Source organism: Aeromonas sp. QDB54 (genome assembly GCF_027707385.1).
GTDB classification, from domain to species: domain Bacteria; phylum Pseudomonadota; class Gammaproteobacteria; order Enterobacterales; family Aeromonadaceae; genus Aeromonas; species Aeromonas hydrophila.
Window position 1 is genome coordinate 63,861 of record NZ_JAPCIT010000019.1, and the last position, 22,323, is coordinate 86,183.

A 22,323-nucleotide genomic window follows, 5' to 3' on the forward strand; every position below is an offset into this window, starting at 1 on the left:
AGCCAGCGCTCAGTTATGTTGGATCGGCAGGCGAATATGGAACTGGGCGCCGTTGTCCGGCTCGCTGACGCAGTTGATGCGACCGCGCAGCAGCTGCACCACCAGGTTGTAGATGATGTGGGTGCCGAGCCCGCTGCCGCCCTGGCCCCGCTTGGAGGTGACGAAGGGGTCGAAGATGCGTGGCAAGATCTCGGGCGGGATGCCGCGGCCATTGTCGCTGTAGTCGATCAGCAGCTCTTCACCCTGCTGCTCCACCTTGATGGTGATCTTCTTGGGCTTGTCCCAGTTGTCGAAGCCGTGGTTGATGGAGTTGAGGATCAGGTTCGAATAGATCTGGGTGAAGCTGCCGGGAAAGGAGAAGATCGACAGCTTGGGATCGCACTGGATATCCACCTCGCACTGGGCCTTCTTCAGCTTGTGGCCGAGGGAGACCACCACCTGGTGCAGGTTGTCGGCGAGGCTGAAGTTGTAGCGTGCCTCGGACGACTGATCCACCGCCACCTGCTTGAAGCTGGCGATGAGCTCCGAGGCGCGGCGCAGGTTGCCCTGCAGCAGCTGCATGGACTCGTCGAGGTTGACGGTAAATTCGGTGAGATAGGAGCGCGACAGCTGCTTGGAGTCGATGTGCTGCTTGAAGTCGGCCACCCGCTCCTGCAGGTAGGAGGAGGCGGTCACGCTGATGCCGATGGGGGTGTTGATCTCGTGGGCCACGCCGGCCACCAGTGAACCGAGGGAGGCCATCTTCTCCGACTCCACCAGGGTCTGCTGGGCCTGTTTCAGATCGTCGTAGGCCTTGCCCAGCTGGTCGTTGGCATCGCTCAGGCTGCGGGTGCGCTCCACCACCTTGCCTTCCAGCTGTTCGTTGAGCTGGATGATCTCCCGTTCCACCTTCTTGAGGCGGGTGATGTCGTAGCCAAAGCCGATCAGATACTTGAGGTTGGGCCCCTCGTAGAAGGGGGCGAAGGTCCACTGCAACACCAGCTCGTGGCCCTGCTGGTCATGCATGATGACCTCTTTGTCCTCGATGGAGCCGTGATCGGCCAGGATGGCCGCCAGCTCGTCGCGCTGGGCCTTGCTGACGAACAGATCCAGCCAGTTGTGCTGCAGTATCTCCTGCTGGTGGTAGCCGGTCAGCAGAATGGCTGCCGGGTTGATGCTGGCGATGTTGAGGTCCGGCTCCATGCAGCAGATGACCATGTTGGCCGAGTTGATCAGGGTGGCGGAGAAGTCCCGCTCCTGTTGCAGCTGCTCGGCGGCCTGATGGCGCGCCGCAAATTCGTCGTTCAGCCGGGTACGCATCTGGTTGAGGGTGGCGACCAGAGTGTCGAGCTCGTCGGGTTTCTTGCGGGGCAGGGGGCGCCCCTCCAGAGTGAGCTCGATGGCGAGCCGGTCCAGATTGAATTTCTGGGCATAGTTGGCGATGCGGTTGAGGTGCCGCACCACCAGGTAGTAGATGATGATCAGGATGCAGAACGAGACCACCAGGGTCTTGATGGTCTGGCTGACCATGATCAGCACCGATTTCTCGATCAGGCGCTGGTAGATCTGCTCGAGGGAGGCGGCGACGAACAGCTTGCCCACCACTTCGCCCTGATAGGTGAGGTTGAACTCGCGGGAGATGTCGTAGCTTTCTCGCTCCACCCCCTGGGTCAGCAGAGGCACTTCCGAGTTGCCGAGCATCTCCTTCACCATCACGAACTGCATGTTGGGCAGGTTCATGATGCCTTCAATCTGTACCTTGACCTGCTCTTCGTCCAGGTTCCACAGGCTGGCGGCGATGGGCTGCAGGAAGGAAGCCTCGATCTGGCCGATACTGTCCTCGATCACGGCCACATCCTTGCGGTAATCCCAGGCAAGTTGCAACACCGTAATGATCATCGCCAATACGGTACTGCACACCAGAATGTAGGAGAGCAGGCGGTATGAGAGTCCGTTACGGCCGACGGCCTTAGCGGTCTTGGAGAAGAGTCCTGACATGGCGTCCTTGCGGTCTGGATATATTGCCATTTAGTTTAACTGCTTCATGCACTTATGTCGTGTTTCGTTAGCGTGATAAAAACAAGGCCCCGAAACGGGGCCTTGTTGATTAAGAACAGTTTTTAATGACTCCCTTTCGCCTTGGGCGGAATGGATTCGTCAAACACCGGCAGCGGTTTGTGTTCGGAGGCCAGGTAGGTGTAGATCACCGGCAGCACGAACAGGGTGAACAGGGTGCCGATGGCCAGACCGGCCACGATCACGATACCGATGCTGAAGCGCTGGGCAGCCCCGGCCCCCGTTGCATAGAGCAGCGGGATGAGACCGGCGATCATGGCGGCCGTGGTCATCAGGATGGGACGCAGACGTACCTTGGCGGCGGCCATCACGGCCTCCATCCGGTTGCGACCGTGCAGCAGCTGCTCCTCCTTGGCCACCTCGCAGATCAGGATACCGTGCTTGGTAATCAGGCCGACCAGGGTGATCAGACCCACCTGGGAGTAGATGTTCATGGTGGCGGCACCCCAGGCCAGCGCGATCAGTGCGCCACTGATGGCCAGCGGCACGGAGACCATGATCACCAGCGGGTCGCGGGCCGACTCGAACTGGATCGCCAGCACCAGGAAGATGATGGCCAGCGCCAGGGCGAAGGTGGCGTACAGGGCGCTGCCTTCGGTCACGAACTGGCGGGCTTCACCCATGTAGTCGTAACGGTAACCTTGCGGCAGCTTCTCGCTGGCGGTGGCATCCAGCCAGGCGATGGCGTTGCCCATGGTGGTGCCCGGCATCAGCACGGCACCTATGGTGGCCGAGTTGAGCTGGTTGAAGTGGGGCAGGGCGCGCGGTTCGCCGACCACCTCGATGCTGATCAGGCTGCCGAGCGGGATGGACTGGCCATCGGCCGCCCGCACGTAGTAACCCTTGATCGATTCGGGGTTGAGGCGGTATTTGCGCTCGACCTGCGGGATCACCTCGTAGGAGCGGCCATCCAGGTCGATCCGGTTGACGTAACCGTCCGACATCATGGTGCCCAGGGTAATGCCGATGTCCTGCATGGTGATGCCGTAGGCACCCGCCTTGTCCCTGTCGATCTTGATCTTCATGGTGGCGGAGTCGTACTGCAGGTCCAGCTCGGAGTAGACGAAGCGTCCGCTCCCCTGGGCTGCGGTCAGGATCTCGCTCGCCACCTGATAGAGGCTCTCGAAGTTGTTCGGCGTGGTGATGACGAACTGGATCGGCAGGCCGCTCGAGGCACCCGGCAATTCCGGGAACTGGAAGGTGGTGATGGACATGCCGGGCACGTTCTCGAGCAGCTTGCCAACCCGTTCCAGCACCTCTTTCTGGCTCGCTTCACGCTGGCTCCACGGCACCATGGAGGCGATACCGAACGCCTGGTTGGCGTTGAACACCCCGGAGAAGACCTGGGAGAAGGCCACTTCCGGCTGTTCGTCCAGCACCTTGTTCACCTGTTCCATGGTGCCCTGGATATAGTCCAGGTTGACGTTGGAGGGGGCGGTACCCAGCACGGCCATGACGCCCTTGTCTTCGTTCGGTGCCAGTTCGCTCGGAATGAACTTGAACAGCATCGGCAGGCTGGCGAAGACGATGACGGCGAACAGCACCACCACGATGCGCTTCTGCATCACTGCGTGCAGCATGGCATCGTAGCGGACCGTCATGCGATCGAGCAGATGATGCACCTTGCTCTCGAACTTGCCCGGCTCCTCGTTGGCCTTGAGCATCTTGGCGCACATCATGGGCGACAGGGTCAGCGCTATGATGCCCGACACGAACACGGCGCCGGCCAGGGTGAGGGCAAACTCCTTGAACAGGGAGCCGGTGATGCCCCCCATCAGGGCGATCGGCGCATACACGGCGGCCAGGGTGACCGTCATGGCGATGACCGGTACGGCGATTTCACGGGTGCCTATGATGGCGGCACGGAACGGTTCTTCCCCCTCCTTGACGTGGCGATCCACGTTCTCCAGCACCACGATGGCGTCATCCACCACCAGACCGATGGCCAGCACCATGGCCAGCAGGGTCATCAGGTTGATGGAGAAGCCGAACATCTGCATCACCATCACCACCCCGATCAGGCTGAGGGGAATGGTGATAATCGGGATGATGACTGCCCGGAACGAACCAAGGAACAGGGTGATCACCACCAGCACGATGGCGGCCGCCTCGGCGATGGTCTTGATCACCTCGCTGATCGACTCGTTGATGGCAACGGTCGAGTCATAGAGGACGTTGGCCTCCATGGTGCTCGGCATGTTGCTCTTCAGGCTCGGCAGCATCTCCAGCACGTCGTGGGCGATGTTGATCGGGTTGGCGGTCGGCGCCGCGTTGATGGCCAGTACCACGGCCTCGCGGCCGTTGGCGGTGGCGCGATAGGTATCGTGGCTCTTCTCCAGGCTGACCTTGGCGATGTCTGCCAGACGGATCACCTTGCTGTCACGGGTGGCCACTACCAGGCGTTCGAGCTCCTCGGTGGTGTTGACCTGGGTCTCGGCATTGCCGTTGTAGAGGGTGAAGTAACCGGTGGCCTGGCCGGTGGCGGACTGATAGTTGTTGCTGTTGAGCACGCTCATCACGTCCGCGGCGGTCAGGTTGAACGCCGCCATCTTGGCCGGATCCAGCCACACCCGCAGGGCGTACTTGGTACCACCGTACATGTCGACCTTGGAGACGCCGCCGACGGTGAAGAGCTGGGGCTTGATGACCCGCTCCAGGTAGTCGGTGATCTGGCTGGCGTTGAGCTCGGGGCTGGTAAAGCCGATGTAGAGCACCGCCGTGGTCGAGCCGGTCGACATGGTCACCGAGGGATCTTCAGACTCCTTCGGCAACTGGGAACGTACCGAGTTGACCTTGGCCAGAATGTCGGACAGGGCCGCATTCGGGTTGGTGTTGAGCTTCATGTAGGCAGTGATGGTCGAGCTGCCGAGCTGGGTGGACGACGTCATGAAGTCGATGTTGTCCGCCTGGGCGATGGCCTGTTCCAGTGGCTGGGTGATGAAGCCCTGGATCAGGTCGGCACTCGCGCCATAGTAGCTGGTGCTGACCGTGACGACCGTGTTGGTCATCTCGGGGTATTCCCGCACCTGCATCTTGAACACGGCCTGGACACCCAGCAACGCGATCAGAAAGCTGATCGAGATGGCCAGGATGGGCCGCTTGATGAATATATCGGTAAAGCGCATCTGTCTCTCCGCGTTTTACAGCATGGGAACCTGGTCCGGAACCTTCAGGCCCTGGTCCTGCACGATTTTCACTTTGGCGCCGTTGCTCAGGCGTACCTGGCCGGACATAACCACTTCGTCACCCGCCTTGATGCCGGAGACCACGTGCGCATCGTTGCCCTTGCGCTCGCTGACCTTGACCACCACCTGTTCGACGCGCTTCACGCCATCCTTCTCCTTGACCAGGTAGACGTTCTCGCCATACAGGGTAAAGGTGATGGCGGTCTGCGGCAGCACGATCTGGTCCTTCTGGGCCGGCAGCAGAATGCTGGCGCGGGCAAACATGCCGGAGCGCAGCTGGCCATCGTTGTTGGGGATGTCCGCCTGCACCTGGATCAGGCCGCTCTGGTAGTTGACGGCCGGTTCGATGGCGCTGATGTGGCCCTTGAACTGGCGATGCGGGTAGGAATCCACGTTGATCAGGATGTCCTGATTCAGGCGAATGCGGGAGATATCGGTCTGCGGCACGGTGAAGCGCAGGCGCATCACGCTGGTGTCTTCCAGCCGGACGATGTCGGTACCCGGTTGCAGGTACTGGCCGAGGAAGACGTTGCGCAGGCCGACTACGCCGGCAAACGGTGCGCGCACTTCGCGGCGGGCGATGGTCGATTTCAGACTCTCGATATCGGCCTCGAGGGAGCGGTAGGTCGCCTCGGTGTCATCCAGCTGGTCGCGGGAGATGGATCCCTTGGTGAACAGGTTCTGATAGCGATCGAACTTGGCCTTGGCCGCCGGCAGCTTGGCCATGGAGGCGCGCAGGTTGGCCTTCTCGACGCTGGCATCCAGGCTCAGCAGCAGCTGATCCGGCTTGACGGTATCACCCGACTCGAAGGAGATGCTGTCGATGGTGCCGGATTGCTCGGTTGACAGGGTTACCCCCTGGTTGGGTTCGATGAAACCGATGGCCTCGATGGTCGGCACCCAGTCGCGGGTCTCCACCTTGTGGGTGGTGACCGGAAACTCGGGCTCCGGCATGTTGGCCATGTAGTTGGCTATCATCTTTTGCTTGAACAGGTTGAAGCCAATCACGCTGCCGAACAGGGCCAGCGCGATGAGCAACATGATGCTCATCCACTTTTTCATGAACTCTCGCTCCTGAGATATGAGTGCAATGTTTAAGGGGTCAAAATAGCTCGCCAGCAGGCCCGGATCACGGCTTCCAGCTGGTCTTGCGTCAGTTCGAATTGGTGCACCTGGCTTTGCAGCGCCATATTTGCCACGCAATCCAGGCTCAGCACCTGCAGTACCCGGACGGGCAGGTCGATAAACAGACCCTGCTCCAGACCCCGTTCGAAGAAGCGATCCAGCGGGGCCCAGGCAGCCTTGATGACCGGGTCCTGCTCCAGCTCCGCTCCCAGCGGGGACGTTTCATACTGCAATTTGCATTTGAGCGCGTTCGGTTCGTCGACAAAGATGGCGTGGATGTTGAGCCACAAACGCCGAAATTGTTCGAACGATACCTCCTCTGTCTGCACGCCTTCCATGACCAGGGGATGACACTGGAGGATGGTGTGCCGATAGAGTTGGCGGATCAGGTCATCCTTGTCGCTGAAATAGCGATAGATGGTGCCTGCCGCCACCCTGGCTTTCTTGGCCACCACGGCAATGGAGAGGCCGTGGAAACCCTGTTCGCCGAGTACTTCATGAGCCGCATCGAAAATGCGTTCTTTCTTGTTCATGACGGGATGATCACAACGGCTGAATGAACGTTCATTCATTCTAGGGAGGCTTTGAGGCAAGTCAAGTTTTGCCCATCATCGGATTGCTATGTGGGGGGAACCAAAAGTAGCGGAGCGGGGCTGGATCCAGCCTGAATGAAACAAAAACGCTTAAAAAAAGCCAGAAGTGATGGAAAAACAAGCGGTTGATTCTGCGAGATAAAAAAATAGTAGACAAGGTGGGTCCCCATCATTAATATTGCGCCCCGTTCGACAGCGTAGCGCCCGTAGCTCAGCTGGATAGAGCGCTGCCCTCCGGAGGCAGAGGTCACAGGTTCGAATCCTGTCGGGCGCACCATCAAAAGTGCGCCGGTTAAGCGGGCGAGTTGAAGAACGAAAACAGCTGTGGTGGCTGTAGCTCAGTTGGTAGAGTCCCGGATTGTGATTCCGGTTGTCGTGGGTTCGAGCCCCATCAGCCACCCCATTTTACAGCTTGTCAGGTATGCGAAGGTGGCGGAATTGGTAGACGCGCTAGCTTCAGGTGTTAGTGCCCCCCGGGTGTGAGGGTTCGAGTCCCTCTCTTCGCACCATACTTGCTGTATGACGAGGATGACCGTTCATGGTCGTCTTTGTGTTTTGAAAAGAAAGCTTTTTTAAAGCCTCGGTGATTAGCGCAGCCCGGTAGCGCATCTGGTTTGGGACCAGAGGGTCAAAGGTTCGAATCCTTTATCACCGACCACATTCTGAAAAACCCCGCTCAGGCGGGGTTTTTTGCTTTCTGTCGTCTGCCAGCCTGCTGCCGCAGGTTTCTGTCACGTCTGTTTACATTTCTGTTGGCACTTTCTCGCTGTCGCTTCGGGTATGCTGGGACGCAGACCCACGGCAAGTGGGCGTTATTGAACACAATTCAGGCCAACATGTCATATGCACCCAAATTCTTTGCGCGTCAGTACACTGGCGCTGGTTGTCGTGGCCCTCAGCGGCTGCTCATACAAACCCAAACCCGACGAGATCCTGATGGGGGCTGCCCCCATGCAGAGTACCGCCACCTCTGCGCTGGTAACCGATGCCGGATTCTGCGTGGCCCTCAATGACCACAATCAGCTGATCACCCAGCCTTGCGACCAGACTGTTCGCCAGCAGTTCAGCTGGGATGCCGGTGCCTTGCAGCTTGACCAGCGTTGCCTGGTGGCCAAAGGGGTGAGCGAGCTGACCATGGCCGAGTGCCAGGATGAGAGCCGGCAATGGCAGTGGCAGGAAGATCGGCTGTTCAACAGTAAGGCTGACCGCTGTCTGGATGTGGCCGGCCGTCGTCATAAGCCGGGCACCCCGCTGCGGCTGGCCGACTGTTTCGGTGGGGCTAACCAGAGCTTCGCATGGCAAAACAAGGGCAGCATGTTCGACAAGCTGAACCTGAAAAGCCTCATCTGGTAGGGCGTCAGGCAACAAGAAGGGAATTTAGCGGATGTGAACCTCATGGATACGGCCGAGGCGTGTATCCATGAGGTTCAGAAGCATCAGGCGACGTTGACGCCCTGCAGGGCGAACAGCTGCTCCAGATAGACGGCAACGCCATCCTCGTCGGAGCTCAGGGTCTGTTCGTGATTGGCCAGCGCCAGCTTGAGCCGGTCGTGGGCATTGCCCATCACCACGCCGCGGCCGACCATGCTCAGCATCTCGAAGTCGTTCATGCCGTCGCCAAAGGCCACCGCCTGGGACATCTCCAGCCCATGCTGCTCCAGCACGGCGCGCACGGCATTGCCCTTGTGCACCCCGGCGTGCATCACCTCGAGACAGTCCGGCAGGGAGAAGGTGACGTTGAGCCGATCACCATAACGTTGGTTCAGCTCTGCCTCGATCTGCAGCAGCTTCTCGTGTTCGCCGATGTAAAACACCTTGTTGACCTTGTCCAGCGGGTGGCTGGCGAGATCGGTCAGGCGATAGCTGAAGCCGGATTCATGATGGAATTGCAGCAGCCAGGGCATCTCTTCTTCAACCAGCCACTCGTCGCCGTAGTAGAGGTTGATATGGATGGAGGGGTCGCGCTCCAGTGCGATCAGCTCGGCCGCCACGCTGTCCGGCAGGGCCTGGTTGAAGATCAGCTGATCCTGCTTGTCGTGCACCACGGCGCCATTGGAGGTGATGAGATAGATGTCGAGCCCGAGCGTGTCGCGGATGCTGCGCACATCCACATGGTGACGGCCGGTGGCCACCACGAACTTGATCCCCTGATCCACCAGACGGTGCAGGGTATCGCGGGTGCGGGGGGAGATCTGGTGCTGCCCGTTGAGCAGGGTGCCATCGAGATCGGATACAACGACCTTATACATCATCACCTCGGGGTTACGAATGAAAGCGGGAGCAGTGTACAGCAACCGCTCCCGCGACCCCATTTATTTAGGGATACAAAAAATAACCAGCCGCTAGTAGCGTGCGAAGAAGGCTAGAGTCGCGTTGAGCGCGGCCTGGCGCTGGGGATCGGCCTCCATGAATAGCTCGTGCCAGGCCCCTTCTATGCGCAGCGGCTTGCCTCCCTCGCAGCGAGCGAGCGCACAGAAGGCGTCCTGCGCGGCGTTGTCCACCACGCCGTCGTCACCGGCCTGCAGCAGCAGCAGCGGCGTCTTGATGGCACCGGCCTCGGCCACGGCGGCGTCCGCCCCCGTCAGCCCCTGATAGATCCAGTGGGCGGTGGCACCCCCCAACTTGATCTGCGGGCGCTGCTCATAGAGCTCGCGAAAGGCCTGATAGCGGGCTGCGCTGTGGCTCAGACCGTTGTCGGCAAAGTCGTGGCTCTCGTACGGGCCCTGGCCCGGGCCATAGGGAGGCTCGCCCAGCCAGCCGCCGACCGTGCCGATGGTGGCCGCCAGCCCCTTGGCCAGCCACTTGGGCAGGCCGCCGAGATTGATGCCCATCATGGGGGAGGAGAGCACGGCCGCCTCGATATCATCGGGCCAGCGCTCCAGATAGCGGGCCGAGATGGCGCCGCCCATGGAGTGGGCCAGCAGAAACAGCTTGGCGGGCTGGTCCTGGGCGATCACCTCGTCATGAAACTGCTTGAGATCGAGCACATAATCGTCGAACTGGTCGACATATCCCTTCTCCTGGTCGGCCAGCAGCCGATCGGACAAGCCCTGGCCGCGGTGATCGATGAGGTAGAGGCTGTAGCCCTGACGCCACAGATCCCAGGCCAGCTCCTGATACTTGAGGTAGCTTTCGACCCGGCCGTTGACGATGAGGATGGCGCGATCGACCTTGGCCTGGCGCAGGGCGGCATAGCGGATGGTGACCCCGTCCTTGCCCTTGAAGGCGCTCTCGACGGCGTGCTGGCGCCAGAAGTCGGGCAGGGTCTGCTGATGAAGGGTGGCGACGTCGGCTTCCGGCGTCAGCTGATAGGGATTGTTCACGGCGAGGGCTCCGGCAGAAAACAGGGTCAGGGCCAGCAGGGGCAGGTGGTTAAGCTTCATCAGCGTACTCTTCCGAGGGGTCATCCGATTGCTGGGCGGCCCAGCCCTTGCGGGTCAGCTGCATCTGCTGCCACCACTGCTCGTCCGCCAGGATTTCGCCGGCCGGGCCGAGCTGGGGATAGGGCATCTCTTTCTCTTTGCAGAGCTGGGCATAGATGGGGTAGCCCCCCTCGAACAGTATGCTGTTCTGCTCCTCCAGGTCGAGCGGGCAGCCGCGCTGGTAGCAGCCGGCCAGTTCGCGCTGGCGTTGGGCCTCATAGAGGATGGCGGCGGCGGCCACCGAGACGTTGAGGGACTGCACCATGCCCACCATGGGGATGACGATATGGTGATCGGCCAGGGCCAGCGCCTCTTCGCCGATGCCGTGCTTCTCCTGGCCCACCAGGATGGCGGTGGGCTTGGTGTAGTCGATGGCACGAAAATCTACCGAGCTGTCGGAGAGGTGGGTCGCCAGGATCTGCATGCCGGAGGCTTTCAGCTCGGCCACCGCGCTGCCGATGTCCGGGTGCAGCTTCACGTCCACCCAGTTCTGGCTGCCGCGAGCGGTACCCTTGCGCTTGTGGATCCAGGTTTTGGGCCAGACCGCGTGCACCCGATGGATGCCGATGGCATCGGCGGTGCGCACGATGGCTGCCAGGTTGTGCGGCTTGTGGACCTCTTCCATGCAGACGGTCAGATCGAGCTGGCGCTGGGCCAGCATGTCGGTGATGCGCTTGAAGCGTTCAGGAGTCATATCGGTTTCTATGTCGTGAGGTGTGTGCACGCATCGCTTGCATGCACAGGATCAAATCGGGCTGGCGCCGGGCCAGCCTGTCGTAAATTCGTTCGACGCGTTCCGCTGTCATGCCGGCTCTGCTGGCGCCGGGCTTGTCCACTCGCCAAGGCGAACGGGTATGCCTGCGGCGGTGGGCCAAGCTTGTCTCTTGAAAAGCAGCAGGCGGCTTGCGCCGCCTGTGGTCAGTTTTTCTGTCGGCTCACTTTGAGCACGTTCGGCATCACCCGGATCTTGCGCATGATGTTGGCAAGGTGGATCCGGCTCTTGGTAGTGATGAGCAGGGTGACCAGATAGACCCGGCCATCCTTCTCCTCGGTGCTGATGGCGTGAATGTTGGCGCCAGTGGCGGCAATCACGTTGGCCAGCTCCGCCAGGGCGCCCTGGTGGTTGACGATCTCGATGCTGATGCCAGTGCGGAACTCCTGTTCCTGCTCCTTGTCCACTTCCCACTGCACCGGCAGGTACTTGTCCGGCTCCTTGCTGTAGCCCTTGATGTTGCGGCAGGCTTCCTGGTGGATCACCAGCCCCTTGCCTGGGCTGATGTGGGCAATGATGGCGTCCCCCGGGATCGGGCGGCAGCAGTTGGCGAAGGTGACCAGCATGCCGTCGGCACCCTTGATCGGCATCTTCTTGCTGCTGGACTTGGGCTGCTCTTCCGGCGGCAGTTCATCCCCCAGCATGCGGCGCGCCACCATCACGCTCATGGCGTTGCCAAGGCCCACGTCGGCCAGCAGGCCCTGCAGGTTCTCGTGCTTGGTGTCGGCCAGCACCTGCTTGATGCGCGGCTCCGGGATGTCTTCGATGTTCTTGGCGCCGAGCGCATGGTTGAGCAGGCGGCGACCCAGCACCACCGACTCTTCAGTGCGCAGGTTCTTGAGGAACTGGCGGATCTTGGAGCGGGCCTTGGTGGTCACCACGAAGTTGAGCCAGGCCGCGTTGGGGCGAGCCCCCGGCGCCGTGATGATCTCCACCGTCTGGCCGGAGTGCAGCGGGCTGCTCAGCGGATAGGGGTGGCGATCGACCCGCGAACCGACGCAGGCGTGGCCGATGTCGGTGTGCACCGTGTAGGCGAAGTCCACCGGGGTAGCCCCGGCGGGCAGCTCCATGATGCGCCCTTCCGGCGTGAACACGTAGATCTCGTCGGGGAAGAGGTCGGTCTTGACCCCCTCGATGAATTCAAAGGAGCTGCCGGCACTCTGCTGCAGCTCGAGCAGGCTCTGCATCCAGCGCTGGGCGCGGATCTGGGCGGTGGTACCCGAGCTGTCGCCATCCTGCTTGTAGGCCCAGTGGGCGGCGACGCCCTTGTCGGCCATCTGATCCATGAATTCGGTGCGGATCTGCACCTCCACCGGCACCCCGTGCGGCCCCACCAGGGAGGTGTGCAGCGACTGGTAGCCGTTGGTCTTGGGAATGGCGATGTAATCCTTGAAGCGGCCGGGGCGGGGCTTGTAGAGACTGTGCATCTGGCCCAGCACCCGGTAACAGGTATCTATGTCCTTCACCCTCACACGAAAGGCGTAGATATCCATTACCTCATGAAATTGCAGCTCTTTTTTCTCCATCTTGTTGTAGATGGAGAACAGGTTCTTCTCGCGGCCGCTGACTTGGGATTCGATGCCAGCCTCGCGCAGCCGGCCTTCAATCTCGCTCTGGATGGAGTCGATGATTTCGCGGCGATTGCCGCGGGCGCGGCGCACTGATTCGCGCAACACGCGCGAGCGCATGGGGTAGAGCGCCTCGAAGCCCAGCTCTTCCAGCTCGTTCTTCATGGTGTGAATACCGAGGCGGTTGGCGATGGGGGCGAAGATCTCGAGGGTTTCCCGGGCGATGCGGCGGCGTTTGTCCGGCCGCAATGAGCCGAGCGTGCGCATGTTGTGGGTGCGGTCGGCCAGCTTGATCAGGATGACCCGGATATCCTGGGTCATGGCCATCACCATCTTGCGGAAGTTCTCGGCCTGGGCCTCCTTGCGATCGCGAAACTTCAGCTTGTCGAGCTTGGAGACGCCCGCTACCAGCTCGGCGACGGCATCGCCAAACAGCTCGGCCAGATCGGCCTTGGTGACAGGGGTATCTTCGATGACGTCGTGCAGCACGGCAGCCATCAGGGTTTCATGATCGAGGCGCATGTCGCCAAGAATGCGGGCAACGGCAACCGGGTGGGTGATATAGGGCTCGCCGCTGGAACGCATCTGTCCCTGGTGAGCATCACGGGCCACCACATAGGCTTGCCTGAGCTTCTCCACCTGCTCTGGTGGCAGGTAGGAACTGGCTATTTCTTTAAGATTTTCAAATAAATACAAGACAGTCCCCGCAGCGGTGAAACGGCAATCCGTGGATATAGAGGGTATAGTCCTGAGTTTGCGAGGTTTTCGAGCGGTTGTAAATGGGGGAGAACAGTCGGCACCCGGGCGGGCGCCGACTATAAGAAATAACTGACTTAACCGCGGCCTTCGGCGATGGCAGCAACGGCAGCCAGCTCGGCGGCTTCCTGCTCTTGCTGCTCGTAACGGTCCTGGGTGTCCATCACCTGGTTGTTCACCAGACCCAGTTCGATCTCGCGCAGGGCGATCACGGTCGGCTTGTCGTTCTCTTCGTCAACCAGGGGATCTTTGCCTTGAACCGCGATTTGGCGGGCGCGGCGGGCGGCGACCAGCACCAGGTCAAAACGGTTACCTACCTGTTTTACAGCATCTTCTACAGTAACGCGTGCCATGCAGGACTCCAGTGTTTGGGCTTTCTCGGTTTAAAAAAGCGGTGTTTAAAAATGACGCAAAAGTTTACTTGTTTTTGGCCTATTCTGCCAGTAGCTGTTGCAGCAAGTTTTGTTGGGCCTGCTGCTGCTGGCGCAATTCCAGCCGTTGGCACTCGATGACAGCCCTCAGCTGGAACAGTGCCTGCTCAAAGTCTTCGTTGATGATGACATAGTCATACTCGTCATAGTGCACCATTTCGGCAATGGCTTTCTCCATTCGGCCCTTGATCACCTCGGCACTGTCCTGGCCGCGGCCGATCAGGCGGCGCTCCAGCTCTTCGCGGCTGGGCGGCAGGATGAAGATGGACTTGGTCGGCATCTGTGCGCGGATCTGGCGGGCGCCCTGCCAGTCGATATCGAGGAACACGTCGATCCCCTGCGCCAGGCAGGCTTCGATGGCCGCGCGGGAGGTGCCGTAGTAGTTGCCGAACACCTCGGCCCACTCCAGAAAATCGCCGCGCTCGATCAGCGCCTTGAACTCTTCCACCTTGACGAAGTGGTAGTGCACCCCGTGCTCTTCGCCGGGACGGGTGGCGCGGGTGGTGTGGGAAATCGACAGCTGCATCTTGCCTGCGCTGTTGTGCTGGGTCAGCAAGGCATTGAGCAGGCTGGATTTACCCGCTCCGCTCGGGGAGGAGATGATATAGAGAGTGCCTTGTTGCGCCATGTCTGTACCTTTAAGCGAGACCGTGTTTTGGTTGTAGCAGAGGCCGCCGTCTTGTGCCCGAAAGGGAGACAGCCAAATCCGAAACGCGGAAAATTCTTGAATTAAGAGGGATGTAAAGGCGGCGAATTTTAACAGAAGGTGGCGGATAAAAAAACGGCCGGAATCATATTCCAGCCGATCAAAGTATTCGTAGCTTGCTGCGGGAGCGTCACCCACATCAGCCGCCATTCTGCCTGCCGCCGTGTGGGCGGGCCAGCAGATTATCCCTGCTTCACTGCTCGGAAATTCCGAGTTGCTGCCCGGCGGGCAGCTGGCGATCGGCGCAGAGCCGGTCGAAGGCGGCGATGACCCGCTCGCGGGTGATCTTGCTCATGGCGTCCGGATCCTTGAGGCGGGTGCGCCAGCCGAGCTCGGCCAGCGGTTTGCCGGTCTCTTGCTCGACCAGCTCCTGATAGACGCTGACCGCGTAGTCACGGCACAGATAGGGGCCGGTACGGTCCGGGTTGTGGTGGGCATAGAGGCCGAGCACCGGCGTACCCACCAGGGTCGCCATGTGGGTGGGGCCGGTATCGGGGGCCAGCACCAGGTTGGCCTCCTTGATCAGCGCCAGCAACTGCTTGAGGTTGGTATGCCCCACCAGATCCACCGGCTTGCTGTGGCTCAGCCGTTGAATGTCGGCGGCCAGATCCCGCTCCAGTTTGGCCGGCCCGCCGCACAGATAGACCTGAAAACCCTTGTCTGCGGCGTGATCCGCCAGCGCGGCATAACCGGCGGCAGTCCAGTTCTTGAATGCCTTGCTGGCGGCGGCGCAGATGAGCAGGGTCGGCTTGCCGTCAATCTTCTCTTTCGCCCAGGCCTGGTGCTCGGCGCTGATGGGCAGTTGCCAGTCCGGGGTCAGATCCTGGATGCCGAGCTCTTTGGCGAAGGCGAGAAAGCCGTCCAGTACGTGGGGCGAGGCGGGGGATGGCACCTTGTGATTGGTGAACAGCCACTGGCCGTCGCTGGCCCGCTCCCGATCAAACCCCAGTTTGACCTTGGCCTTGATCCCGAGGGTGGCGATGCTGGCCCGCATGGCCGCCTGCAGGTGCAGCAGGGCATCGAATTGGCGTCCCCTGAGGGTCTGCCAGAGCTCGCGATAGCCGCGCCAGCCCTTGCTCTTGTCGAAGGCGATGACTTCGACCCCAGGCAGATCGGCAAAAAGCGTCGCTTCAATCTTGCCGGTGATCCAGGTGATGCGGGTCGTCGGCCAGGCCCGCTGGATGACGTGCACCAGCGCCAGCGCGTGGCAGCAGTCGCCGATGGCGGAGAGCCGCAGGATGCAGATGGAGGAGGGCGGCGTTTGGAACAGCGGCATGATGTGGCGCAATGGTGGCAAAATGGATGGATGGCATTATGCAAACTCCCCCGTGGATTGTAAAATTGCGCACGACCGGCAGCCGCTGCTCCTGACAGGGCCCCTGTTGCCGTTGCCTGCCCTTGCCTTGTGTAGCCATGACTGACCGACCGGAATCGCCAAAAATGCAAATTCAGACCGAACACAACCAGATCTGCTGGTACGCCGAAGGGGCGTTTCGCGACCCTTCTCCCGAGCTGTTTGATCCGGCCTGGTGGCAGACACATCGCCAGGTGGTGGGGTCTTCCATCGGCCGCGGAGTGACCTGGTTCGTCAAGGATGAATCCCGCCATCTGGTGCTGCGTCACTACTATCGCGGTGGCATGGTGGGCAAGGTGGTGCGGGATCGCTTCTGGTTCGAAGGGGTTGAATCGAGCCGTGCCATGGCCGAATACACGCTGCTGGCCAAGTTGAGCGCCCAGGGATTGCCGGTGCCGCGCCCGTTTGCCGCCCGGATGGCCAAGCAGGGCCCCTTCTATCGGGCCGACATCCTGATCGAGCGCATCCGTGGCGCCAAGGATCTGGTGGCCCTGCTCAAGCAGGGGCCGATCGCCGGCGAGGTGTGGCACAAGGTGGGCCAGACGGTGCGCCGGTTGCACGACGCCGGGGTCTATCACGCCGATCTCAACAGCCACAACCTGCTGCTCGACAAGGAGGGCAAGGTGTGGGTGATCGACTTCGACAAGGGCGCCATCCGCTCCCCCGGCAACTGGCAGCAGGCCAACCTGGAACGGCTGCTGCGCTCCTTCAACAAGGAGTCCCAGTTGCATACCAGTTTTCACTTCGTACCGGAGAACTGGCAGGCCCTGATGAACGGCTATCAAGGAAAAGCGAGCTGACCCTGTTGCTCGGCGCGAGAGCCAATGTTACTTATTGAGAAGGTCTTCAGATTCGGTGTCGAGGCGCTCGATGGACATGCTCAAGGCTCCCCTCAGGGAGGCAATTACCCGGTTTGATCTGGCGCTGATGGCGGATGCCATCGCCTTGCTGGAGGCAGGGCTCTGGAGCTGGAGCCCGCAGCAGGGCGTGCAGCGGGATCTCTCCTGTCTGCGGCTGCTGGGATTGAACGAAGCCGGTCTGGACGATCTCGGCTGGCTGGAGCGGGTGCACCCCGACGACGTGGGGAGCCTGCAGGAGGCGCTGACCACCTGCCAGAGCGGGCGGGTGGCCCAGATCCGGCTCGAATACCGCATCCTGCATCATGACGGCCACTATGTCCGGCTGGAGGAACGGGCCAGGCGCGATGTTCACGGCCAGGTGCTGGGGGTGGTGCGTCTGCTCGACTCACAGACACTGCTGGTGGAAGAGCGGCACGGTACCGATCCCCTCACCGGGCTGGAGAGCCGCAGCCACTTCGAGCTGTTGCTCGATGAGCGACTGGCCAGCGAGAGCGGCAGCTTCAGCCTGCTGCAATTCAGCGTCGACCACAGGGCCAAGATCCAGCAGCTGTTCGGCGAAGTGGCCTGCGATGCCATGCTGGCCAAGCTGGCCCGCATCGTGCGTCACGAGCTACGGCGGGAAGACCCCTTCGCCCGCTGGGACGAAGACGGCTTCATCCTGATGCTCTCCCAGACCGATCGGCTGAGCGGCCTCGAGATTGCCGAGCGGCTGCGGCTCGAGATCGCCGATGCCAGCCTGCTGCCGCAGCGACCGGTGACCGTCAGCATCGGCCTGGTGCAGAGCCAGGCTGGCGAGCAGATCGATCACCTGCTGGCCCGGCTGGCCACCTGCCACGGCCAGGCCAGACGGGAGCACAACACCGTCGTTGGCTGATTTTTAGTCAGCGCTCACTTACCCCATGACGCTGGCATACCCAGAGGGAGGCCAGCATCAGCAGGCCGCCCAGGGTGAGCCTGAGCAGGTCGGTATCCTTGCCCCACAGCAGCAGATTGACCAGCAGACCCGCCGGGATCAGGGCGTTGTTCATGATGGCCAGCACACCGCTGCTGACCTGGGTCGCCCCCTTGTTCCACAGGAAGTAACCAAGCCCGGAAGCGCCTATCCCCAGCCACAACAGAATGCCCCACTGCAGGGTACTGGTGGGGTATTGCGGCGTGCCCAGCAGCAGCCAGGCGGGCAGGGCCACGACCAGGGCGCCCAGATAGAAGCAACCGAACACGGCGAGCTGGGGGGGCTGTTCCTTCTCCCGTGCCAGCAATACCTTGTAGCCGACCTGGCCGATGGCGAAGCAAATGTTGGCACCCTGCACCACCAGGAAGCCCAGCACGTAGCTCTCGGTCAGCCCGTCGAAGCGGATGACGGCCGCCCCCAGCACCGCCAGCAAGGCTCCCCACAGATAGGTGGGCTTGAAGCGCCGCTCCAGCAGGTCATGGATCAGGGTGACGTAGATGGGGGTGAAGATGGTGAACACCAGCACTTCCGGCACCGTCAGCAGCAGAAAGGAGTGGTAATAGAACAGATACATAATGCCGAGCTGGGTGGCGCCGAGGGCCATCAGCTTGGCCACCAGGTCGGGCCGCAACCAGCGCCGTCTGAGAAAGGGCAGAAACACCAGGCTGGCGAGCACGATGCGGGTCAGTACCGAGAAGTAGGCATCCACCTGACCGGCGAGGTAGACCCCGATCAGGCTGAAAGAGAATGACCAGAGCAGGGTAACCCCTATCAAGTAGTTCATGTGGTTGATTTGTCGTCAGTTGTCAATTTTGAAGGGGGCTATGATGGCCGAGATGGAAGCCTTGATCCAGCGTTTATGGCGCCAGTTGCCACAGATCGGAGCATTTGCCTTTACCGCGAGCAACGGGGAAGGCTCGGCCACCGATTGGTGTGGCAGTGGTGAGGGGGAAGTGACGGTGACCGATCATCATGGTGGCTGGCTGTTTGCCGAGCAGGGCCGCTACACCACGCCCCATGGCCGGGTGCTGACCATGCACAACCGCTTCTGGTGGCAGCGCTGCGAGCAGGGGATCCGGCTCTCCCATCTGCGCTACGAGCAGCCGGTGGTGCTGTTCGAGCTGCTGCCTCAGGCGGGTGGTCGCTGGCTCACCGCCGAGCCTCACCTGTGCGGTCAGGATCACTACAGCGCCGAGCTGACGCCGACCGGGGACGGCTTTCTGCTCGGCTGGCAGATCACCGGCCCGCGCAAGAACGAGCGACTGAGTTATCGCTATCGGGTGTGACGGGCGGCAGGACGGGGCAAGGCAGGCATAAAAAAACCGGCGCAGAGCGCCGGTAGAAGGGACAAATCGGAGGTTTTTTTGAAAAACGGTCCCAAAAACAGGAGAGATACACTCTCGTCACACATTCAGAGATGGGCTTCAGGCACTCAGCGCATAGCTCAGCATGGCTTGCAGCTTGCTGTCGAAGAACCAGGGCAGCAGCACCATCAACAGCCCGAGCAGACCCATCAGCCGCTGGCGATACTGCCAGCCGGCGATCACCACCAGACCGCCGCAGAGCGTGGTCAGGATGCCTGACATAGGGCAGCCTCCCGCTGGACGCGGCGCTGCTGGGCCCACTGGTTGAGGGCGACCGAGCCCAGGATCAGGGCCAGTGCCACGCCGGTGGTGGACTGGATCTGTTCGCCGAGGAACAGGGCACCCAGCATGACGCCGAACAGCGGCACCAGGTAGTTGCTGAAGGAGGCGAAGGTCGGGCCCGCCTTCTGGATCAGCGCCATGTAGAGGAAGTAGACCAGACCGGTACAGAACACCCCGAGCACCGCGACGGCGCCGATGGCATGCTGGCTCGGCATGGTGAGCGCGCTCAGATCGGTGACGAACGGCGCGGCCAGCAGCAGCTGGATGGCCGAAGAGATCAGGATGTTGCGTGCCACGACCACCGGGTGGTCCTTGGCGAAGCGCTTGATCATCAGCAGGCCGATGGCGAAGCAGCTGGCACCGAACAGGATGGCCATGGCGCCGAGCAGGCCGGCATTCATGCCGCTGGCCAGTTTCGGCCAGAACAGCACCAGCACGCCGACGAAGCCGATGACCACGGAGACGAGACCGCCCTTGGTGATTTTTTCACCGGAAACCAACAAGGGTGCCATCAGGATGGTGACAAACGGGATACAACCCATTACCACTGCGGCGATGGCGCTATCCACATACTGTTGGCCCCAGGCCACCATGATGAAGGGCAGGGTGGCATCGAGCAGGGCGATCAGCATATAGGTACGCCACGGGGTGTGTTCGCTCTTGAGACGCATGAACAGGCAGAGCAGACCCAGGGTCAGGCTGCCACACAAGGCGCGACCCGCTGCCACCATGATGGGGGGCAATTCGGTCACGGCCTGATGCATGAAAATGAACTGGGAGCCCCACAACAGGCCAATCGCCAGCAACAACAGATAGCTACGCATTTTAATCTCCGATGTAATTCGCCTGCGCATTCTATGCAATCTGCTACTATGCCAAAAATGAATTGTCGTCATTCAACCATGGCCAATATCGATGGAACTGCCCCTTTCCCGCCTCGACCTCAACCTGCTCACGGTGTTCGACATGCTGATGCAGGAGCGCAACGTCACCCGTGCCGCCGAGCGGCTGCACCTCTCCCAGTCCACCGTCAGTCATGCCCTAGGGCGGCTGCGAACGGCGCTGGACGACCCCCTGTTCGTGATGAGCCGGCGCGAGATGATGCCGACCGAGCGCGCCAAAGCGCTGGCCGGCCCGGTGCGCCAGGCGCTGGCCATGCTGGAGCAGGGGTTGCGGCAGGCCAAGGGGTTCGACCCCGCCAGTGCGCGGCGGATCTTTCGCATAGCCACTCCGGGCTCGGTGGAACATGGCCTGGTGCCGGTGCTGGTGGAGCGGCTGCACCGGCATGCCCCGCACTGCCGGCTGGAGGTATGCGAGCTGGCCGACAGCGACTACGAGCGGGAGCTGGAGAAGGGGGAGCTGGATCTGGTGATCGGCTTCGCCGATGCCAATCACCTCTCGCCCCGGCTGTGGCGCGAGCCCTGGTTCAACAACCCGCTGGTCTGTCTGTCGCCCCTTGGCAGCGAACTGCCGGACGTGCTGGGGCCGGACGATCTGGTCAGCCGGCCCCACATCCACACCTCCAGCTGGGGCCATAGCCAGGCCATGGTGGATCTCTGGCTGGCCCGCTTCGGGGTGGAACGTGAACTGGGTGTCCGATTACCGAGCTTTATGGCGGTGCCGCCGCTGATGGCCACCGGTCGCTATCTGGTGGTGGTGCCCGAGATGATCGGGCGCCACTTCTGCCGCTACTACCCGCTGCGGCTGCACCAGCTGGACCCTGACATCCCCATCGTCTATCTGATGGCGGGCCACCCGCTCACCGCCCATGACGAGGCGATCGGCTGGTTCAAGGGGCTGCTGCACCGGCTGGCGTTCGAGCGCTACGGCGCGGATGCGCTCGGCAGCCCGGCGCAGCGCGGGGCGGATCAGTTCAATCCGGCGAAGTAGTCGAGCCCCATCGCCCCCTTCACCTCGGCCAGCACCTCGTCGGTCAGGGTGCGCGCCTGCTCGGTGCCCTGTTGCAACAGGCGCAGCAGCTGGCGCTTGTCGGCGATGGCCGCCTCGCGCCGTTCCCGCATCGGGGCGAGCAAGGTCTGCAGGCAGTCGTTCAGCACCTGCTTGCAACGCATGTCCCCCAGTCCGCCGCGCTGGTAGTGGGCCTTCATCTCGGCCACCAGCCCCTTGTCGGGGTGGAAGGCATCCAGATAGGCGAACACCGTATTGCCCTCCACCTGACCCGGATCGCTCACCTTGAGGTGGTTGGGGTCGGTGTACATGGCGAACACCGCCTGCTTGATCTCCTCCGCCGACATGCCGAGCTCTATGGTGTTGCCGAGGGACTTGGACATCTTGGCCTTGCCGTCGATGCCGGGCAGGCGGCCGGTGTCGCTCAGAATGGGCTGGCACTCGGTCAGCACCTCTTTGCCCACCAGAGAGTTGAAGCGGCGAACGATCTCGTTGGTCTGCTCCAACATGGGCAGCTGATCCTCGCCCACCGGCACATGGGTGGCACGAAAGGCGGTAATGTCGGCGGCCTGGCTGACCGGATAGATCAGGAAGCCGGCCGGCAGGCTGCGCTCGAACCCTTTCTGCTGGATCTCCGCCTTGACGGTGGGGTTGCGCTCCAGCCGGGCGACGCTGACCAGGTTAAGGTAATAGGTCGTCAGCTCGGCGAGGGCGGGCAGGGCGCTCTGCAGGCAGAAGGTGGTCTTGGCCGGGTCGAGGCCGGCGGCCAGGTAATCGGCCATCACCTCCAGCACGTGGTCGGTCACCTTGGCCGGGTTGTGGCCGTTGTCGGTCAGCGCCTGCAGGTCGGCGATCATCACGAACTGGCGGTAATGGTGCTGGGCGGCCACGCGCTGGCGCAGCGAGCCGACGTAGTGGCCGATGTGCAGTTTGCCGGTGGGACGGTCGCCGGTCAGGATAACGGGGTTGTGCATGTCACTCTCTCCAGTT

Annotated in this window: 20 protein-coding genes and 4 tRNA genes; 9 read left to right on the forward strand and 15 right to left on the reverse strand. The window is 61.7% G+C overall.

Annotated elements, in window-relative coordinates:
- Window positions 1–9: 9 nt before the first annotated feature.
- From PG881_RS17815 to PG881_RS17830, 4 genes are all read right to left on the reverse strand, one after another.
- Entirely contained in the window at window positions 10–1,977 is a 1,968-nt protein-coding gene (locus PG881_RS17815; protein WP_175044303.1) for an ATP-binding protein, read from the reverse strand.
- A 122-nt stretch (window positions 1,978–2,099) separates the two neighbouring features.
- Entirely contained in the window at window positions 2,100–5,180 is a 3,081-nt protein-coding gene (locus tag PG881_RS17820) for a multidrug efflux RND transporter permease subunit (protein ID WP_270801782.1), read from the reverse strand.
- A 15-nt stretch (window positions 5,181–5,195) separates the two neighbouring features.
- Entirely contained in the window at window positions 5,196–6,302 is a 1,107-nt protein-coding gene (locus PG881_RS17825) for an efflux RND transporter periplasmic adaptor subunit (protein ID WP_011704066.1), read from the reverse strand.
- A gap of 32 nt (window positions 6,303–6,334) precedes the next feature.
- Window positions 6,335–6,898, reverse strand: coding sequence for a TetR/AcrR family transcriptional regulator (locus PG881_RS17830; protein WP_016348886.1), 564 nt, complete (start codon window positions 6,896–6,898; stop codon window positions 6,335–6,337).
- Between the two features lie 260 nt (window positions 6,899–7,158).
- On the opposite strand from PG881_RS17830, the gene PG881_RS17835 reads away from it, so the two are divergent.
- The 5 genes from PG881_RS17835 (at window position 7,159) to PG881_RS17855 (ending at window position 8,311) form a co-directional block, all read left to right on the forward strand.
- Window positions 7,159–7,235, forward strand: a tRNA-Arg gene (locus tag PG881_RS17835).
- A 50-nt stretch (window positions 7,236–7,285) separates the two neighbouring features.
- Window positions 7,286–7,361: transfer RNA gene (locus tag PG881_RS17840), tRNA-His, on the forward strand.
- 20 nt (window positions 7,362–7,381) lie between these two features.
- Window positions 7,382–7,467, forward strand: a tRNA-Leu gene (locus tag PG881_RS17845).
- Between the two features lie 72 nt (window positions 7,468–7,539).
- Window positions 7,540–7,616 (forward strand) — tRNA-Pro (locus PG881_RS17850).
- A 185-nt stretch (window positions 7,617–7,801) separates the two neighbouring features.
- Complete coding sequence (locus PG881_RS17855) at window positions 7,802–8,311, forward strand: RICIN domain-containing protein (RefSeq protein ID WP_270801783.1); 510 nt, start codon at window positions 7,802–7,804, stop codon at window positions 8,309–8,311.
- Between the two features lie 83 nt (window positions 8,312–8,394).
- Here the strand turns inward: PG881_RS17855 and PG881_RS17860 are convergent, their stop codons facing one another.
- The 7 genes from PG881_RS17860 to PG881_RS17890 all read right to left on the reverse strand — a co-directional run bounded on the left by PG881_RS17860 (window position 8,395) and on the right by PG881_RS17890 (window position 15,889).
- Window positions 8,395–9,207 carry a Cof-type HAD-IIB family hydrolase gene (locus PG881_RS17860; protein ID WP_029305093.1) on the reverse strand — a complete coding sequence of 271 codons (813 nt, stop codon included), beginning with the start codon at window positions 9,205–9,207 and terminating at the stop codon, window positions 8,395–8,397.
- A gap of 93 nt (window positions 9,208–9,300) precedes the next feature.
- Window positions 9,301–10,341, reverse strand: a complete 1,041-nt coding sequence (locus PG881_RS17865) for an alpha/beta fold hydrolase (protein WP_270801784.1) — start codon at window positions 10,339–10,341, stop codon at window positions 9,301–9,303.
- Window positions 10,331–11,074 carry a tRNA (guanosine(18)-2'-O)-methyltransferase TrmH gene (gene trmH / locus PG881_RS17870; RefSeq protein WP_024945900.1) on the reverse strand — a complete coding sequence of 248 codons (744 nt, stop codon included), beginning with the start codon at window positions 11,072–11,074 and terminating at the stop codon, window positions 10,331–10,333. The genes PG881_RS17865 and trmH overlap by 11 nt, the downstream gene beginning before the upstream one ends.
- Window positions 11,075–11,298: 224 nt before the next feature.
- Window positions 11,299–13,416, reverse strand: coding sequence for a bifunctional GTP diphosphokinase/guanosine-3',5'-bis pyrophosphate 3'-pyrophosphohydrolase (gene spoT, locus PG881_RS17875; protein ID WP_011704079.1), 2,118 nt, complete (start codon window positions 13,414–13,416; stop codon window positions 11,299–11,301).
- A gap of 137 nt (window positions 13,417–13,553) precedes the next feature.
- Window positions 13,554–13,829, reverse strand: a complete 276-nt coding sequence (gene rpoZ, locus PG881_RS17880; RefSeq protein WP_005307060.1) for a DNA-directed RNA polymerase subunit omega — start codon at window positions 13,827–13,829, stop codon at window positions 13,554–13,556.
- A gap of 79 nt (window positions 13,830–13,908) precedes the next feature.
- A complete protein-coding gene (gmk, locus tag PG881_RS17885) occupies window positions 13,909–14,535 on the reverse strand; it encodes a guanylate kinase (protein ID WP_181014929.1) in 627 nt (208 codons plus the stop codon).
- Between the two features lie 271 nt (window positions 14,536–14,806).
- Window positions 14,807–15,889 (reverse strand): glycosyltransferase family 9 protein, encoded by a 1,083-nt coding sequence (locus tag PG881_RS17890; protein ID WP_270801789.1) that lies wholly within the window; start codon window positions 15,887–15,889, stop codon window positions 14,807–14,809.
- A gap of 164 nt (window positions 15,890–16,053) precedes the next feature.
- Between PG881_RS17890 and PG881_RS17895 the strand changes: the two genes are divergently transcribed.
- Together PG881_RS17895 and PG881_RS17900 are read left to right on the forward strand one after the other, a co-directional pair.
- The gene (locus tag PG881_RS17895) at window positions 16,054–16,767 is read left to right on the forward strand and encodes a 3-deoxy-D-manno-octulosonic acid kinase (protein WP_011704082.1); all 714 of its coding nucleotides are present in this window, start codon (window positions 16,054–16,056) and stop codon (window positions 16,765–16,767) included.
- 70 nt (window positions 16,768–16,837) lie between these two features.
- Complete coding sequence (locus PG881_RS17900; RefSeq protein ID WP_270801791.1) at window positions 16,838–17,701, forward strand: GGDEF domain-containing protein; 864 nt, start codon at window positions 16,838–16,840, stop codon at window positions 17,699–17,701.
- A 7-nt stretch (window positions 17,702–17,708) separates the two neighbouring features.
- Here PG881_RS17900 and PG881_RS17905 read toward each other — a convergent pair whose 3' ends face one another.
- Window positions 17,709–18,563, reverse strand: coding sequence for a carboxylate/amino acid/amine transporter (locus tag PG881_RS17905; RefSeq protein ID WP_011704084.1), 855 nt, complete (start codon window positions 18,561–18,563; stop codon window positions 17,709–17,711).
- A 43-nt stretch (window positions 18,564–18,606) separates the two neighbouring features.
- On the opposite strand from PG881_RS17905, the gene PG881_RS17910 reads away from it, so the two are divergent.
- Window positions 18,607–19,065 (forward strand): DUF6314 family protein, encoded by a 459-nt coding sequence (locus PG881_RS17910; RefSeq protein WP_270801793.1) that lies wholly within the window; start codon window positions 18,607–18,609, stop codon window positions 19,063–19,065.
- A 138-nt stretch (window positions 19,066–19,203) separates the two neighbouring features.
- Here PG881_RS17910 and PG881_RS17915 read toward each other — a convergent pair whose 3' ends face one another.
- A complete protein-coding gene (locus tag PG881_RS17915) occupies window positions 19,204–19,365 on the reverse strand; it encodes a hypothetical protein (protein WP_016348904.1) in 162 nt (53 codons plus the stop codon).
- A complete protein-coding gene (locus tag PG881_RS17920; RefSeq protein ID WP_016348905.1) occupies window positions 19,350–20,249 on the reverse strand; it encodes a DMT family transporter in 900 nt (299 codons plus the stop codon). The genes PG881_RS17915 and PG881_RS17920 overlap by 16 nt, the downstream gene beginning before the upstream one ends.
- Before the next feature lie 91 nt (window positions 20,250–20,340).
- Here PG881_RS17920 and PG881_RS17925 point away from each other — a divergent pair, with 91 nt between their 5' ends.
- Entirely contained in the window at window positions 20,341–21,315 is a 975-nt protein-coding gene (locus tag PG881_RS17925; RefSeq protein ID WP_270801795.1) for a LysR family transcriptional regulator, read from the forward strand.
- Here PG881_RS17925 and trpS read toward each other — a convergent pair.
- The gene (gene trpS, locus PG881_RS17930; RefSeq protein WP_270801797.1) at window positions 21,294–22,307 is read right to left on the reverse strand and encodes a tryptophan--tRNA ligase; all 1,014 of its coding nucleotides are present in this window, start codon (window positions 22,305–22,307) and stop codon (window positions 21,294–21,296) included. The two genes, PG881_RS17925 and trpS, sit on opposite strands and share 22 nt — an antisense overlap.
- Window positions 22,308–22,323 lie beyond the last annotated feature (16 nt).

Excerpts from the sequence above, each read along its gene's own strand:
- PG881_RS17815 (WP_175044303.1), bottom strand. The coding sequence starts at position 1,977 with ATGTCAGGACTCTTCTCCAAGACCGCTAAGGCCGTCGGCCGTAACGGA.
- PG881_RS17820 (WP_270801782.1), bottom strand. The coding sequence starts at position 5,180 with ATGCGCTTTACCGATATATTCATCAAGCGGCCCATCCTGGCCATCTCG.
- PG881_RS17825 (WP_011704066.1), bottom strand. The coding sequence starts at position 6,302 with ATGAAAAAGTGGATGAGCATCATGTTGCTCATCGCGCTGGCCCTGTTC.
- PG881_RS17830 (WP_016348886.1), bottom strand. The coding sequence starts at position 6,898 with ATGAACAAGAAAGAACGCATTTTCGATGCGGCTCATGAAGTACTCGGC.
- PG881_RS17855 (WP_270801783.1), top strand. The coding sequence starts at position 7,802 with ATGCACCCAAATTCTTTGCGCGTCAGTACACTGGCGCTGGTTGTCGTG.
- PG881_RS17860 (WP_029305093.1), bottom strand. The coding sequence starts at position 9,207 with ATGTATAAGGTCGTTGTATCCGATCTCGATGGCACCCTGCTCAACGGG.
- PG881_RS17865 (WP_270801784.1), bottom strand. The coding sequence starts at position 10,341 with ATGAAGCTTAACCACCTGCCCCTGCTGGCCCTGACCCTGTTTTCTGCC.
- trmH (WP_024945900.1), bottom strand. The coding sequence starts at position 11,074 with ATGACTCCTGAACGCTTCAAGCGCATCACCGACATGCTGGCCCAGCGC.
- rpoZ (WP_005307060.1), bottom strand. The coding sequence starts at position 13,829 with ATGGCACGCGTTACTGTAGAAGATGCTGTAAAACAGGTAGGTAACCGT.
- gmk (WP_181014929.1), bottom strand. The coding sequence starts at position 14,535 with ATGGCGCAACAAGGCACTCTCTATATCATCTCCTCCCCGAGCGGAGCG.
- PG881_RS17890 (WP_270801789.1), bottom strand. The coding sequence starts at position 15,889 with ATGCCGCTGTTCCAAACGCCGCCCTCCTCCATCTGCATCCTGCGGCTC.
- PG881_RS17895 (WP_011704082.1), top strand. The coding sequence starts at position 16,054 with ATGCAAATTCAGACCGAACACAACCAGATCTGCTGGTACGCCGAAGGG.
- PG881_RS17900 (WP_270801791.1), top strand. The coding sequence starts at position 16,838 with ATGGACATGCTCAAGGCTCCCCTCAGGGAGGCAATTACCCGGTTTGAT.
- PG881_RS17905 (WP_011704084.1), bottom strand. The coding sequence starts at position 18,563 with ATGAACTACTTGATAGGGGTTACCCTGCTCTGGTCATTCTCTTTCAGC.
- PG881_RS17910 (WP_270801793.1), top strand. The coding sequence starts at position 18,607 with ATGGCCGAGATGGAAGCCTTGATCCAGCGTTTATGGCGCCAGTTGCCA.
- PG881_RS17915 (WP_016348904.1), bottom strand. The coding sequence starts at position 19,365 with ATGTCAGGCATCCTGACCACGCTCTGCGGCGGTCTGGTGGTGATCGCC.
- PG881_RS17920 (WP_016348905.1), bottom strand. The coding sequence starts at position 20,249 with ATGCGTAGCTATCTGTTGTTGCTGGCGATTGGCCTGTTGTGGGGCTCC.
- PG881_RS17925 (WP_270801795.1), top strand. The coding sequence starts at position 20,341 with ATGGAACTGCCCCTTTCCCGCCTCGACCTCAACCTGCTCACGGTGTTC.
- trpS (WP_270801797.1), bottom strand. The coding sequence starts at position 22,307 with ATGCACAACCCCGTTATCCTGACCGGCGACCGTCCCACCGGCAAACTG.